14 protein-coding genes are annotated in these 14,200 nt (G+C 72.6%); 6 read left to right on the top strand and 8 right to left on the bottom strand.

Translation table 11 applies throughout. The features are described 5' to 3' along the window. Window positions 1–127 precede the first annotated feature (127 nt). The 4 genes from JOD54_RS27080 to JOD54_RS27095 are packed head-to-tail and all read right to left on the bottom strand — an operon-like array spanning window position 128 to window position 4,073. Entirely contained in the window at window positions 128–1,354 is a 1,227-nt protein-coding gene (locus tag JOD54_RS27080) for a class I SAM-dependent methyltransferase (RefSeq protein ID WP_204454527.1), read from the bottom strand. Beyond that, on the bottom strand, window positions 1,351–2,073 hold the full coding sequence (locus JOD54_RS27085) for a DUF1365 domain-containing protein (RefSeq protein WP_204454529.1): 723 nt from the start codon (window positions 2,071–2,073) through the stop codon (window positions 1,351–1,353). Before JOD54_RS27085 ends, JOD54_RS27080 begins: the two co-directional genes overlap by 4 nt. Then, window positions 2,070–3,344 (bottom strand): NAD(P)/FAD-dependent oxidoreductase, encoded by a 1,275-nt coding sequence (locus tag JOD54_RS27090; protein WP_204454531.1) that lies wholly within the window; start codon window positions 3,342–3,344, stop codon window positions 2,070–2,072. The genes JOD54_RS27085 and JOD54_RS27090 overlap by 4 nt, the downstream gene beginning before the upstream one ends. Window positions 3,345–3,368: 24 nt before the next feature. After that, window positions 3,369–4,073, bottom strand: a complete 705-nt coding sequence (locus tag JOD54_RS27095; RefSeq protein ID WP_307860317.1) for an alpha/beta hydrolase — start codon at window positions 4,071–4,073, stop codon at window positions 3,369–3,371. Window positions 4,074–4,949: 876 nt separating this feature from the next. Between JOD54_RS27095 and JOD54_RS27100 the strand changes: the two genes are divergently transcribed. The 3 genes from JOD54_RS27100 to JOD54_RS27110 are packed head-to-tail and all read left to right on the top strand — an operon-like array spanning window position 4,950 to window position 7,116. Next, window positions 4,950–5,774: an alpha/beta fold hydrolase gene (locus tag JOD54_RS27100; protein ID WP_204454534.1), complete on the top strand. Its 825-nt coding sequence runs from the start codon at window positions 4,950–4,952 to the stop codon at window positions 5,772–5,774. Between the two features lie 19 nt (window positions 5,775–5,793). Next, window positions 5,794–6,357: a nucleotidyltransferase family protein gene (locus tag JOD54_RS27105; RefSeq protein ID WP_204454536.1), complete on the top strand. Its 564-nt coding sequence runs from the start codon at window positions 5,794–5,796 to the stop codon at window positions 6,355–6,357. A 33-nt stretch (window positions 6,358–6,390) separates the two neighbouring features. Continuing rightward, entirely contained in the window at window positions 6,391–7,116 is a 726-nt protein-coding gene (locus tag JOD54_RS27110) for a sugar isomerase domain-containing protein (protein ID WP_204454538.1), read from the top strand. Here JOD54_RS27110 and JOD54_RS27115 read toward each other — a convergent pair. Both JOD54_RS27115 and JOD54_RS27120 read right to left on the bottom strand, forming a co-directional pair. After that, a complete protein-coding gene (locus JOD54_RS27115; RefSeq protein ID WP_204454540.1) occupies window positions 7,113–7,805 on the bottom strand; it encodes a hypothetical protein in 693 nt (230 codons plus the stop codon). The two genes, JOD54_RS27110 and JOD54_RS27115, sit on opposite strands and share 4 nt — an antisense overlap. Then, the gene (locus JOD54_RS27120; RefSeq protein WP_204454542.1) at window positions 7,802–8,713 is read right to left on the bottom strand and encodes an ABC transporter ATP-binding protein; all 912 of its coding nucleotides are present in this window, start codon (window positions 8,711–8,713) and stop codon (window positions 7,802–7,804) included. The genes JOD54_RS27115 and JOD54_RS27120 overlap by 4 nt, the downstream gene beginning before the upstream one ends. A 146-nt stretch (window positions 8,714–8,859) precedes the next feature. Here JOD54_RS27120 and JOD54_RS27125 point away from each other — a divergent pair, with 146 nt between their 5' ends. After that, the gene (locus JOD54_RS27125; protein WP_307860318.1) at window positions 8,860–10,017 is read left to right on the top strand and encodes a sensor histidine kinase; all 1,158 of its coding nucleotides are present in this window, start codon (window positions 8,860–8,862) and stop codon (window positions 10,015–10,017) included. Beyond that, the gene (locus tag JOD54_RS27130; RefSeq protein WP_204454545.1) at window positions 10,014–10,610 is read left to right on the top strand and encodes a response regulator transcription factor; all 597 of its coding nucleotides are present in this window, start codon (window positions 10,014–10,016) and stop codon (window positions 10,608–10,610) included. The genes JOD54_RS27125 and JOD54_RS27130 overlap by 4 nt, the downstream gene beginning before the upstream one ends. Here the strand turns inward: JOD54_RS27130 and JOD54_RS27135 are convergent. Further along, window positions 10,563–12,431, bottom strand: coding sequence for an ABC transporter ATP-binding protein (locus JOD54_RS27135; protein WP_239575430.1), 1,869 nt, complete (start codon window positions 12,429–12,431; stop codon window positions 10,563–10,565). The two genes, JOD54_RS27130 and JOD54_RS27135, sit on opposite strands and share 48 nt — an antisense overlap. 152 nt (window positions 12,432–12,583) lie before the next feature. Between JOD54_RS27135 and JOD54_RS27140 the strand changes: the two genes are divergently transcribed. Next, on the top strand, window positions 12,584–13,882 hold the full coding sequence (locus JOD54_RS27140; protein ID WP_204454550.1) for a glycosyltransferase 87 family protein: 1,299 nt from the start codon (window positions 12,584–12,586) through the stop codon (window positions 13,880–13,882). A 28-nt stretch (window positions 13,883–13,910) separates the two neighbouring features. On the opposite strand, the gene JOD54_RS27145 is transcribed toward JOD54_RS27140, so the two are convergent. Beyond that, window positions 13,911–14,120, bottom strand: coding sequence for a helix-turn-helix domain-containing protein (locus tag JOD54_RS27145; protein WP_092780245.1), 210 nt, complete (start codon window positions 14,118–14,120; stop codon window positions 13,911–13,913). Window positions 14,121–14,200 lie beyond the last annotated feature (80 nt).

A 14,200-nucleotide genomic window follows, 5' to 3' on the forward strand; every position in this document is an offset into this window, starting at 1 on the left:
GACGCCCCCTACCCGTGGGATTCTCCCACCTCACCTACCCGTACACCTATCCAAGACGCGGGGCGACCACCCGGGGTTGCCACGCGCGGCCACGGTACGGGGACGGTCGGTTCAAGATCACCTCGGGTCAGCGGCCGAGGGACAGCTGCCGGACGCCGATGTAGCCGGAGGCGAACCCGGCCTCGCAGTAGGCCAGGTAGAACTCCCACATCCGGCGGAACGTCGCGTCGAACCCGAGCTCGGCGACCGAGGGCCACGCGGCCAGGAACCGCTCCCGCCACTGCCGCAGCGTCTCGGCGTAGTCGGCCCCGAACTCGCGCTGCCGCAGCACGCGCAGGCCGGTCCCGGCCAGTGACCGCTCGATCGCCTCGGGTGAGGGGAGGATGCCGCCGGGGAAGACGTACTTGTGGATCCAGGTGTAGGTGCCCCTGGTGGCGCGCAGCCGGTCGTCGGGGATGGTGATCGACTGCAGGCCGAAGCGGCCGCCGGGGCGCAGCAGCCTGGCCACGGACTGGAAGTAGGTCGGCCAGTACCGCTCCCCCACCGCCTCGATCATCTCGACGCTCACCACGGCGTCGTAGCTGCCGTGCGCCTCGCGGTAGTCGCGCAGCAGCACCTGGACCCGGTCGGACAGGCCCGCCTCGGCGACCCGGCGCTCGGCGAGGTCCTTCTGCTCGGCGGAGATGGTCAGCGACGTCACCCGCGCCCCGCGCTGGGCCGCGCGCACCGCCAGCGCACCCCAGCCGGTGCCGATCTCCAGCACGTGGGTGCCCGAGCCGACGCCCGCGTAGTCCAGCACGCCGTCGATCTTGCGGAGCTGACCGGCGACCAGGTCGGTGCTACCCGGCTCGAACCACGCCGAGGAGTAGGTCATGGTCTCGTCGAGGAACAGCTCGAAGAGCTCGTTGGACAGGTCGTAGTGCCGCTGGATGTTGCTGCGCGAGCCGGTGAGGGTGTTCTCCTCCGCGGCGGGCTGGCTGCGGTCGACCAGGCCGCGGAACACCTGCAGCGGGCGCGGGATCAGCCGGGCCATCCGCGCGGAGAACGCGGTGAGCAGCTCCGGCAGCCGGGTGCTGGTCCAGTCGCCGACCATGTAGGCCTCGCCGAAGCCGATCTTGGCGTCGACGCCGAGGCGGTGGAAGAACGCCGAGGGCCGGTGCACCCGCATGACCGGCGAGTCGGGGCCGCCCGCGCCGAGCCTGCGGCCGCCGGGGAACACGACCCGGACCGGCAGCGGGCGCACCGCGTGCCGGAACAGGGCCGCGGCGATGCGGGCGCGGGTGGGGTCGCAGGGCGGGGTGAACAGGTCGCCCCAGTCGTGGGCGTTGGCTGGGCGGGTCGACAGCTCGGTCACTGGACTCCTTCTTGCCGGGCGTGGCGGGGGCGGCGGACCACCGGGATCCGGCGCAGCCACAGCGCGATGCCGTGCGCGCGGATCAGGGCGGTGACCCGCAGGGTCATCAGGGGGCGGCGCACGACCATGCGCGCGACTTCGGCCGTGGTCGCCGGGCGGTGGGTGCCGGTGAGGGTCGCGGTGAACGGGACGGTCCCGTTCTGCCGCAGGGTGACCGTGAGCGACAGGCGCTGGCCTGGCCGGGGCAACCGCATCTGGTAGTGCCCACCCATCTCCAGGAAGGGTGAGACGTAGAACTCCTTGTCGGTGTCCGCGCGGCCGGAGTCGTCTGTGCGCAACAGGTAGCAGTGCCGTTCGCCGTAGGTGTTGTGGACCTCGGCGACCACGCACTCGAGCGCGCCGCTCGCGTCGTGCACCCAGTAGACGGTGAGCGGGTTGAACACGTACCCGAGGACACGGGCGTTGGTCAGCATCAGCACCCGCCCGGAGACGGCGATCCCTTGACCGGCGAGCCACCGGGTCAGGTTGTCCTTGATGGACCTGTCCGGGTCACCGAGGTGGTCCCTGGCCTGGAACCGGGCGAACGGCCGCAGCCACGGGGGCAGGCGCGGCAGGTCGTCGAGGTCGACGTACCAGAGGTAGACGGGGTGCTCGAAGGTGGTGTCGACGCGCTCCATCCGCACGTGGCGCACCCGCGCGTCGTAGAGCGCGGCGGTCATGCGTCCCAACCGGATCCGAGTGAGGCGGCCGCACGGACCCCGGCGGCGCACCCGTCCTCGTGGAAGCCCCAGCCGTGGTAGGCGCCCGCGTAGGCGACGACCCCGTCGTTGAGGCTGGGCAGCTTTCGTTGCGCTTCAAGCATTTCCGGCGTGTAGATCGGGTGGTGGTAGGTCATCCTGCGCAGCACGGCCTTGTCGGAGACGAGGTCCGTTGCGTTGAGGGTGACCACGTAGTCCTCCGGCTCGACGAGACCCATCAGCCGGTTCATGTGGTAGCTGACCTTCACGGGACCGTCGTCGGAACCGCAGGCGGGCTTGAGGTAGTTCCACGACGCCCGCGCCCGCTCGGAGCGGGGCAGCACGGACGGGTCCGTGTGCAGGACCGTCTCGTTGGTCGAGTACTCGATCGCGCCGAGCACCTCGCGCTCGGCCTCGGTCGGTTCGGCGAGCAGCCGCAGCGCCTGGTCGGGATGGGTGGCAACCACGACGCGGTCGAACCGGTGGCTCTGGTCGGCGGCGTCGCGCACCTCGACGTGGTCGCTGTGGCGGTGCAGCGCGCGAACGGGGGTGTCGGTGAGCACCGTGGTCAGCTGCTTGGCGACCAGGTCCACATAGGTCCGCGACCCGCCGACGACCGTGCGCCACGTCGGCGACCCGCTCACCGACAGCAGGCCGTGGTGGTCGAGGAAGCGGAACAGGTACTTGGCCGGGTACCGCATGCTCAGCTCCGGGCCCGCCGACCAGACGGCCGACACCAGCGGCACCAGGAAGTGGTCGACGAAGTACCGGGAGTAACCGCCGACGACGACGAACCCGCGCAGGGTGATCTCGTCCAGGTCGGAGCGCAGCACCCGGCGGGCGTGCAGGTGGAACCGCTTGACCTCGGCGAGCATCGCCAGGTACCTGGGCCGGAGGAGGGAACGCGGCTGGGCGAACACGCCTGCGAGACCGCGCGCCCCGGCGTACTCCAGGCCGCAGCCCTCGCACCGCACGCTCATCGACATCTCGGTGTCGCGGGTGGCCACGCCGAGCTCGCCGAACAGCCGCAGCAGGTTCGGGTAGGTGCGCTCGTTGTGCACGATGAACCCGGTGTCGACCTGGGTGAGCCCGCCGTCGGGCGTGCTGAGGTCGTGGGTGTGCGCGTGCCCACCGAGCCGGTCGTCCGCCTCGAACAGGGTCACCTCGAAGCGGCGCCGCAGCAGGTACGCGGCGGTCAGCCCCGCGACACCGCTCCCGATGACGGCCACCCGCCGTCTGTCGCCACCGGTCACTGCGCTCTCCTCCTCGGCCCGCCGCTAGAGCGGCACCCGAAGCCCTTCCGGTGAGGGCTGTCGCATGGCGTTCGTAATCCGGGGGTCCCCCGGTTGGGTGGCCAGGGCACCGAGCACGAAACCGGTCACCAGTCGGGTCCACTGGTCGGCGCGGCGCAACATGGCGTGCCGCTCACCGTGCACGTCGAACCGGGCGACACGGTCGGTGACGGCCTTGGCACGGCGCGCGTAGTCGTAGGACAGCCGCGGGTCGGTCATCCGGTCGAGCACACCGTGCGCGATCAGCACCTCCCGCCCCGCGAGCTGCTTGACCGGCTCCCCCTCCGGCGTCCACGGCGCCAGCGCGCACACCGCGATCACCGACGGGTCGTCGGCGACGCGCAGCGCAACCCGGCCGCCCATGGAGTGACCAACCAGGACAACGGGGACGTCACCGTGGGTGCGGCGGATCTCCTCCAGCGCCCAGCGGGCGTCCTGGACGGGGTCGAGATCGGGGGCGTTCCAGCCGCGGTAGCGGTCACGCAGCAGCCAGGCCGCGATCCCGTGCTCGGCACCCCGCCTGGCGATGTCCTTGGCGAACGGGACCATCCGCAGGTAGGCCAACTGGAGCGGATGGGTCCGCGCACGGCTGTGCTCACGGCCGCCGTGCAAGACGAGCGCCACCGCCCGCACGTCCGGGGGGCGGCCGTGCACCGCGATCGTCGGCGTCGGCCCGGTGGAGGGGGTCACAGCACAATCTTCGCGCAACCGGCGGAATCGGCTTGGTGGAGTGATCCTGGTCGCTGTCGGGTCTGGGTGGTGTTGGGTCTGGGTCGCGCGGTGGGCTCGATGGGGCGGACTTCCTTTGCGCGGGGCCCCTGCGCCGTCCTCGGAAGAGCACAAAGGCGGGGCCTGAAAAGACGGCCCTCCCTCGCGCGAGAGCTTACGGACGGCGCCACCCCACGCAAAGGAAGTCCGCCCCATCGAGCAGGAGGTGGCGGACTTCATCGCGGGCCCTGCACCGCCCTGGATCGAGCACGAGGCAGAGCCAAAGAACACCTCCCCGCGCGCGGGCCTGCGGACCGCGCCACCCCACGCGAAAGAAGTCCGCCCCATCGAGCAGGAACGGGGGTCACCGCCTTTGCGCGCGGGGCTTGCACCGTCCTGGAGAAACACGAGGCGGGGCCTAGATGCGCCCTCCCCCGCGCGCGGGCATGCGGACGACACCACCACAAGGCAAGTCCGCCCCATCGAGCAGGAGGTGGCGGACTTCACCACGGCCCCACATCGTCCCGAGAAGAACACGAACCGGGGCCTAAAGACGCCCTCCCCCGCGTGGGCCTGCGGACCGCGCCACCCACGCAAAGGAAGTTTGCCCCATCAAGCAGGAGATGGCGGACATCATCACGGGCCCCGCACCGTCCTGCGAAGAGCACCAAGCGGGGCCCAAACGCCCTCCCTCGCGCGCGAGCTTGCAGACCGCGCCACCCCACGCGAAAGAAGTCCGCCCCATCGAGCAGGAGATGGCGGTCTTCATCGTCCGCGCGGGTCCGCGGTCGCCCAGGTCGCGCGGGGCTTGCCGGTCGCCGTGAGAGGTGTGTCGGGCGCGGTCGATAACCTGCCGCGGTGAGCGAGTACCGGCAGATCACCACTGAGGCGGGCACCTTCGACGCTGTGGGCGCGGGGCCGCCTGGTGGGCAGCCGGTGTTGTTGTTGCACGGGTTTCCGCAGGCGGCGGTGGCGTGGGAGCACCAGGTGGAGGTGCTGGGGCATGCCGGGCTGCACGCGGTCGCCTTCGACCAGCGCGGGTACTCGCCGTCGGTGCGGCCGGACGATGTGGCTGACTACCAGGTGGACGCCCTGGTTGGCGATGTGCTGGCGGTGGCGGACGCGCTGGGGTGGGCGGAGTTCGACCTGGTCGGGCACGACTGGGGTGCTGTGGTGGCTTGGCACACCGCGGCCGCGCACCCGGACCGGCTGCGCACGCTGACCGCGGTGTCCACCCCGCACCCGTCCGCCCTGGCCGCCGCGCTGAGCGGGGACGAGGACCAGCGGCTGCGGTCGCAGCACATCCCGGTGCTCAAGGAGCGCTCGGCCGAGCGGCGGCTGCTGGCCGACAACGCCGCCGCGCTGCGGCAGGTGTTCGAGTACCGGATCCCGCAGTCCGCCGTGGACGAGTACGTCTCGCGGTTGGCCGAGCCGGGCGCGTTGACCGCGGCGCTGAACTGGTTCCGGGCCGAACGGTGGAATGTGGCGCCCGATCCGGTGACCGTGCCGACGATGTACGTGTGGGGCGGCGAGGACGTGGCGATCGGGTCGACGGCGGCGCTGAGCTGCGGCAACTGGGTGAATGGTCTATACCGATTCGAGCTGGTGGAGGACGCCTCGCACTGGGTGCCGCAGGAGGCTCCCGACCTGGTGGCGGGCCTGCTACTCGATCATCTGCGGTAGCTGCCTCTAGGCTGCCGCCATGGTGGTTCCCGGCGGCGCGCGCACGGCGGGCCTGCTGCTGGCGGCGGGCGGCGGCAGGCGCTTCGGCATGCCCAAGGCACTGGTGCCCTACCGGGGCAGGCTGCTGGTCGAGCACGCTCTGATCGCGCTGGCGGATTGTCACCCGAGGGTCGTGGTGCTGGGCGCGGGCGCCGAGCAGGTGCCTGAACTGCCCGCCGTCGTGGTGCGCAACGAGGTCTGGACCACCGGGATGGGCTCGTCGTTGCGGGTCGGGCTCGCGGCCCTGGAGGGCACCGACGCCGACGCCGTGGTGGTGCTGCCGGTCGACACCCCAGGCGTGACCGCGGCCGCCGTGGCCCGCCTCGCCGCCCTCGCCGCGCCGGACGCGCTGGCCAGGGCCTCTTACGCCGGGGTGCCAGGTCACCCCGTCCTCATCGGGCGCGCGCACTGGGCGGGGGTCGCCGAGTTGGCCGTCGGCGACACCGGCGCGCGGCCGTACCTGGCCAGGCACCCGGTCACCGACGTCCCGTGCGGGGACGTGGCCGAGGGCGCCGACGCGGACCGTCCCGAGGAACTCAGCTAAGCCAGTCCCCACTTCCCCCGAGGAGGAACCCCCATGCCAGAAGACGTCTACGGCGACCAGGTCCTGGCCCACCTGGCCCGGGTCGGCGCGCACAACGCGGACGCCCTCGACGACGTGTCCGACCTGGTGCTCGCCTGCGTCCGGGCCGACGGGCTGGTGCTGACCGCGGGCGCGGGCCACTCGCTGGCCGCGGTGGCCGAGACGTTCTTCCGCGCGGGCGGGCTGGCCAACGTGCGGCCGCTGTTCACCGAGGACCTGCAGGTCTTCGGCGGGGCGCGCCGGGCGACGGCGGCCGAGCGGCGGCCCGGCCTGGCCAGGTCGGTGTTCAGCCTGGTCACCCGCTCCGGGCACGAGGTGCTGTTCCTGTTCTCCAACTCCGGGATCAACCACTACCCGGTGGAGTTGGCGCTGACCGCGCTGGAGGCCGGGGTCCCGGTGGTGGCGGTGACCTCGCCCGCGGCGTCGGCCGACACCCCGCCGCGGGCGGGCACCAAGCTCTCGCTCAACGCCACGATCATCCTGGACACGCTGACCGGCCCCGGTGACGTGAGCTACCCGGCGGACTCACCGGTCACCGCGTCGTTGTCCACGTTGAGCAACGCCTACCTGTGGAACCAGGTCCTGGCCAGGGTGTTCGACAAGGCCACCGCCGCCGGGGTGCAGCTGCCGCTGTGGCGCAGCTCCAACGTGGAGGGCGGCGACGCGGCGAACGCCGGTCTGCTGGAGCGCTACGGCGAGCGCGTTCCCCAGCTGGGCTAGTCGCGACGGTCCCACCTGGCGTACCGCAGGCCGAGCGCCCAGCCCACCGCGGTCCAAGCCGCCATCGACAGCAGCGGCAGGAGCACGTCGCCCCCGCCGCCGACGAGGGTGGCGACGGCACCGCCCGGTAGCGCGACCGCCCAGCGGGAATCCGTGCTCAGCGCCCAGATGGCGCCACCGAGGGCGAGGAAGAAGAACGGCGCGGTGGTGATCTGCGCCGCTTCGGCGGAGGCGGAGAACGCGGCGGTCAGCAGTCCGACCGCCGCGTTCACCGCGACGCCGCCGACGATCGCGAGGACGAGCCCGGCCGGGTTGGCGGGCGCCGGGGCGCCGAAGGCGAACGCCACACCGGTCAGCAGCAGGCACTGGGCGACGCCCAGCACGAGGAAGGGCGCCAGCACCCCGCTGATGATCGCCAGGTCGGAGAGCTCACCGGAGCGCAGCCGCTTGAGCGAGAGGTCTTGGCGGCGCGCGGCGAAGACGGTCGTGGTGCACACGTAGACGGTCAGCCCCTGCGCCGAGATCAACTGCATCGAGAGGGCGAACTTCCACCAGTCGGGCTCGCCGTCGGGGCTGAACAGGAACAGGACGCCGAGCACGATCGGCAGCACCAGCGCCATCGACGCGGTGGTCTTGTTCCGCAGCAACTGGACCAGCTCGGCGCGCGACAACGCCATCACCGCGCTCACGCGGTCACCCCCTGGGTGTTGTGGAAGACCTCGGCGAGCGAGGCGTGGGAGGCCCGCAGCCGGGCCAGTTGCAGGTCGCGGGCCGCGGCCCAGGTGAGCAGGGCGGTGAGGTCGTCCTGCAGGGCGCGGGTCCGGATCTCGACCCGGCCCGCGGCGAACGCGTCGGGGTCGAGGGTGCCGGTGAGCGCGGGCAGGTCGGCCGCGACGACGCCGGGCGGGGTCACGAAGGCGATCCGCGACGCCTCGCGCTCGAGGACGTCGACCAGGGTCCCGGTGACGGCGACCTGGCCCTCGTGCAGGATCGCGAGCCGGTGCGCGAGGTGTTCGGCCTCTTCCAGGTAGTGGGTCGTCAGCAGCACGGTGGTGCCGCGGGCGACCATGCCGCGCAGCATGTCCCAGGTGCGCCGCCGCGACTCCGGGTCGAGGCCGGTGGTCGGTTCGTCCAGGAACAGCAGCTCCGGTTCCCCCAGGGTGGCGACGGCGAGGTCCAGGCGCCTGCGCTCGCCGCCGGAGAGCTTGCTCGTGCGCACCCCGGCGCGGTGTTCGAGGCCCGACGCGGCCAACGCGGCGTCCACTTCGGCTGGTCGTGAGGTCAGCGACCGCCACATCCGCAGGGTTTCCAGCACGGTCAGCTCGCCGCCCGGCCCGCTGTCCTGCAGCAGCACCCCGGTGCGCGGGCGGATCCTGGCCCGGTCGGCGTCCGGGCGCAGGCCGAACACGCGGACCGTGCCCCCGCTCGGCGCGCGGTGGCCCTCCAGCACCTCCAGCGCGGTCGTCTTCCCGGCGCCGTTGGTGCCCAGCAACGCGAACAGCTCCCCCTGGGCCACGTCGAAGTCCACGCCCCGCACGGCCTCGAAGGTGCCGTAGCGGCAGCGCAACCCCCGTACCTCGATGACTGATTCCCTCATGGCCGAAGTGTGCGGCAACGGCCGAACGTCGCGGTAGGACCGGGGGTCAGCGGTCGCCGGGTGATCACCACGACCGGGGCATGACAAATGTCAGCGGTTCGACCCGCCGCGGCTCCGGTCGCCCCTGCTTCCCCTACATTCACCCCGTGGACCGACTGGCGCACAACCTCCTGGACCGGGTCCGGCGCTACATCGTCGTCACCCTCGCGTTCACCGCGTCGCTGGGGGCGCTGGTCCTGGCGCTGGACCTGATGAGCCTGCGCTACGGTCCCACCGCGACCGCCGCGCTGGCCCCGGCCGGGTTGATCGGGCTGGTGCAGTACGTGCGGATCAGCGGGTTCAGCATGCCGACCCTGCGCGCGGCCGTGCCCCGGCGCGGGGAGATCGCGGCGACGGTGGTGCTCACGCTGGGCGCGTGGTGGCTGGCGCAGTGGCAGGCGCCGCTGGGCATCGGGTGGGCGCTGCCGTGCAGCCTGGTGATCGGCGCGTGGCTGCCCATGGTCGGCGGCTGGTGGCGGTGGCCCGCGGTGGTGGGCGGCGGGTTGCTGGTCGGGCTGTCCGGCTACGCGGTGGAGGTGCTGTCCGGCAGACCGAGCGAGGGGTCGTCGGTGGCGTGGGTGGTGGTCCTCGCCCTGCTGGTGCCGTTCGTCGCTTTCTGCAACTTCCTGCAGGTGTGGCTGTGGTCGATGGTCCGCCAGCTCGACAGCGCCCGCCAAGTCGCGGGCGAACTCGCTGTTGCCGAGGAACGGCTGCGGTTCGCCGCGGAGCTGCACGACATCCAGGGCCACCACCTGCAGGCCATCGCGCTCAAGGGCGAACTGGCTGCCCGGCTGATCGGACAGGACGACGAGGCCGCCCGGGTCCAGGTGACCGAGGTGGGCGAGCTGGCCAGGACCGCGCTAAAGGAAACCCGCGCGGTCGTACACGGCTACCGCCGGTCGAGCCTGCCCACCGAGATCGGCAACGCGGTCGACATCCTGCGCGCGGCAGGCATCAACGCGACGGTGCGCGGGAGTGCTACCGAAGTCCCGCCGCCACTGCAGCCGCTGTTCGGGATCCTCGTGCGGGAAGGGACCACGAACATCTTGCGGCACAGCACGGCAGTGGAGTGCTCCCTGACCGTCGAGGTCATCAGCGGCCGAGTCCGGGTGGAGCTGTCCAACGACGGCGTGCGCGACCGAGACACCGTGCCGGGCAGTGGTTTGCAAGGACTCAAGGAACGATTCGCCGTAGTGGGCGGATCGGTCCGAGCACAACGCGACGGCGACGGTTTCCACCTGATCGGCGAAGCGGTACTGCCGTGATCCGGGTGGTCTTGGCCGACGACGAGGACCTCATCCGGGGGGCGTTGGCGGCGTTGCTGGAACTCGAACCTGACATCTCCGTGGTTGCCCAGGCCAGTGACGGGAACGCGGCGGTGGCCGCGGTGGCCGCCGCCGCGCCCGATATCGCGGTGCTTGACCTGGAGATGCCTGGCCGGGACGGGATCGCGGCCGCGGAGGCGATCGGGCCTGGTACAGCGGTGGTGATCGTCACCCGGCACGCGCGGCCCGGGGTGTTGCGGCGTGCCCTGGCCGCCGGGGTGCGGGGGTTCGTGCCCAAGACGACGCCCGCGGCTCGGTTGGCGGTGATCTTGCGCGATGTCCACGCGGGCGGGCGGTACGTCGACTCCGAGATCGCCGCGAGTGCGCTCACCGAGGACGCGTGCCCGTTGACCGCCCGCGAGCTGGAGGTCCTGCGGCACACCAGGGCGGGCGGGTCTGTGCTCGACATCGCGGCCGCCGTGCACTTGGCCCACGGCACGGTCCGCAACTACCTGTCCTCGGCGATGACGAAGCTGGGCGTCACCTCACGGCACGACGCCGCCCGGATCGCCTGGGAGGAGGGCTGGATCTGAGAACTGGGTGCGGTAGAGCGCCGCGTAGCGGCCGTCCGCGGCGAGCAGTTCGTCGTGGGTGCCGCGCTCGGTGATCGCGCCGTCCTCGACGACCAGGATCAGGTCGGCCGCCCGGATCGTCGACAGCCGGTGCGCGATCACCAGGGCTGTCCGGTCGCGCAACGCGTCGGCCAGGGCTTCCTGCACGGCGACCTCGGACTCGGAGTCCAGGTGCGCGGTCGCCTCGTCGAGGACCACCACCGCGGGGCGGGCCAGCAGCAGCCGCGCGATGGTCAGCCGCTGGCGTTCCCCGCCGGAGAGCCGGTAGCCGCGTTCGCCGACCACGGTGTCGAGCCCGTCCGGCAGCGCGGCCACCACAGTGGACAGTCGGGCGCGCTCGATCGCCGCCAGCACCTCGGCGTCGGTGGCGTCGGGTCTGGCGTAGCGCAGGTTGGCCATGATCGTGTCGTGGAACAGGTGCCCGTCCTGGGTGACCACCCCGACCGCGGCGCGCAGGTCGGCGAACGACAGGTCCCGCACGTCCACCCCGGACAGCCGCACCGCGCCGGACTCGACGTCGTAGAGCCTGGGCACCAGCGAGGCGATGGTCGACTTGCCCGCACCCGAGGGCCCGACCAGCGCGACCATCCGCCCCGGCTCGGCGCGGAAGGACACCCCGTGCAGCACCTCGTACCCGCCGCGGCGGTCGAGCACCGCGACCTCCTCGAGCGAGGCGAGCGACACCCGGTCCGCCGCCGGGTACCCGAACCGCACCCCGTCGAACTCGACCGACACGGGTCCGGCGGGCAGCGCCGTCGGCCTGGCCTTCTCCGCGACCATCGGCTCGAGGTCGAGCACCTCGAACACCCGCTCGAACGACACCAGCGCCGTCATCACGTCCACCCGGGCGTTGGCCAGGGCGGTCAGCGGCGAGTACAGCCTGGTCAGCAGCAGCGCCAGTGCCACGACCGTGCCCGGCGCGATCCGCCCGGTCAGCGCCAGGTACCCGCCGAGGCCGTAGACCAGGGCCTGGGCCAGCGCCGACACCAGCTGCAGCCCGGTCATGAACCAGCGGCTCGCCATGGACGTGCGGACCCCGATGTCGCGCACCCGCGCCGCCCGCGACCCGAACTCGTCGGCCTCGGCGGCGGGCCGCCCGAACAGCTTCACCAGGGTGGCGCCCGGCGCGGAGAACCGCTCGGTCATCTGCGTGGTCATCGCGGCGGACAGGCCTGCGGACTCGCGCTGCAGGTCCGCCATCCGCCTGCCCATCCGCCGGGTGGGCAGCACGAACACCGGCAGCAGCACCAGGGCGAGCGCGGTGACCTGCCAGGACAGCGTGAGCATCACCCCGAGCGAGAGCACCAGCTGGATGAGGTTGCCGACCAGCCCGGACAGCGCCGAGGTGAAGGTCCGCTGCGCGCCGATCACGTCGTTGTTGAGCCTGCTGACCAGCGCGCCTGTCCTGGTGCGGGTGAAGAACGCCACGGGCATCCGCTGGACGTGCTCGAACACCGCGCGCCGCAGGTCGTAGATCAGCCCCTCGCCGATCATCGAGGACTGCTTGCGCTCGGCCAGCCCCAGGGCCGCGCCCAGCACCGCGAGCCCGGCGATCGCCACCGCCAGCCACACCACGGTGCTCACCTGGTCGCGGGCCACGATCGCGTCCACCACCCGCCCGGCCAGCAGCGGGGTCGTCACCCCCAGTGCCGAGATCGCCACGGTGAGCAGCAGGAACAGCGCCAGCCTGCGCCGGTGCCGGGCGCCGAACGCCCACACCCGGCGCACCGTGCCCCGCCGCACCGACTTGGGCGCGTCCGCCGCCTTCACCGCCACGGCCATCAACCTGCGCGGACTGTCCACGTCTGCCTCCCGTCCCCCACCAGCGACTAGCAACGCCGCGGGCACCGCCTACGTTCCCGCGCCCGAACGGCGGATCACCCCAGGGGGTCGGTAGCCTGGTCGCGACGCGGAACGAGGAGGACAACGGACGAATGCAGGGCACCCCCGCGCGTCGTCCCCTCTACGTGGATCTCGCCCTCTACGGCGGCTTCCTGGCGTTCGCCGCCATCTCCGCCTTCGGCTCGGAGTTCTACGGCTACCGGGTGTGGGGCAACTTCGCCACCGCCGGGTACCTCGCCGCCCTGCTGCTCACCGCGTGGACCGCGCTCACCGGGCGCGGGTCCCGGTGGCTGCCGGTGTGGGTGGTGACCGCGGTGGCGACCGTGGCTCCCCTGCTCTACCTGGCGTGGCGCCGGTCGCCGACGTTCACCTGGGGTCCGTGGCCGTGGTCGTTCCCCGCGCAGCCGGAAGTCTGGGTGATCGAGAGGTCGGCGCGGGCGCTGATCACCCACGGCACCCCGTACCTGGACCTCGCCACGCTGGGCCGGGCGCCGCACCCGGACGACTACACGCCCTACGGCCCGTCGATGACCCTGTTCGGGTTCCCGCGCGCGCTGCTGGGCGAGCACCCGCTGACCGACGCCCGGGTGGCGTTCCTGGTGGTCACCGCGGCCGCGCTGCTGCTGGCCTGGCGCGCGCTGGGCAGGCCGGACGTGCCGGTGCGGGCCGCGCACCTGGTGCTGGCCTGCCCGTTGACCGCGCTCACCCTGGCCGTGGCCGGGGACGACGTCGCGGTGATCGCGCTGGTCGTGCTGGCCACCGCGCTCGCCTACCGCGCCGGTCCCGCCGCGCCGCTGTGGGCAGGCGCGCTCGGCGCGGTGGTGGTGACGATGAAGTTGACCGCGTTGCCCGCGGTGGCGGTGCTCGCCGTCGGGATCGCCGCCACCCGGGGGTGGCGGGCACTGGGCGCCTTCACCGCCGCGCTCGTCGCCGTCGGGTCGGTGCTGGTGCTGCCGGTGCTGCTGGCCGACCCGACCTCGTTCGTCGAGCACGTCATCAAGTTCCCGGTCGGCCTCGGCCAGGCGTCCTCGCCCGCGTCCAGCCCCCTGCCGGGGCACCTGGTCGCGCGGCTGGGCCCCGCCGGTCACGCCGCCGCGTTGGTCCTGTTGGGACTGGCCGCCGCCGCCACGACGACCTGGGTGCTGGTCCGTCCACCGAGGACGGCCCGGGACGCGCTGGCGCGCACCGCGGTCGGCCTCGGCCTGGCCATCGTGCTCGCGCCCGCGACCCGCTGGGGTTACCTGGTGTACCCGGTGGTGCTGGTGGGCGCCGCGATCGCCCTCGGCCGCGGTGGCCAAGGGGGACTGCGGGTCCGAGTGGGAACCGGGGTGTCCGCACCGGCCGATGACTCCGGTGTGGACAGCCCGCCGGGCGGACCGCGCACGGCCTGAGCCGCCGCCCGTCCGCGTCCCGGCGGACCTACTTCTTCTTCGTCCGGGTCGCCCCGCCCCGCCCGCGCAGCGTCACACCCGACTCGGAGAGCACTCTGTGCACGAATCCATAGGAACGGCCGGTGCTTTCCGCGAGCGCCCTGATGCTGGCGCCCTTCTCGTACTTCTTCTTCAAGTCGGTGGCGAGCTTGTCGCGCAGGGCGCCGGTGATCCTGGCGCCTTTCTTGAGGTCAGCCACGTTGTCCGCCTTCCATCGCGAGTGGCTGGGGCCACGGGTGGCCCCTACCGCCGCAATGATCGAACACCGCCGCGCGAAAT

Source organism: Actinokineospora baliensis (genome assembly GCF_016907695.1).
Lineage (GTDB): Bacteria > Actinomycetota > Actinomycetes > Mycobacteriales > Pseudonocardiaceae > Actinokineospora > Actinokineospora baliensis.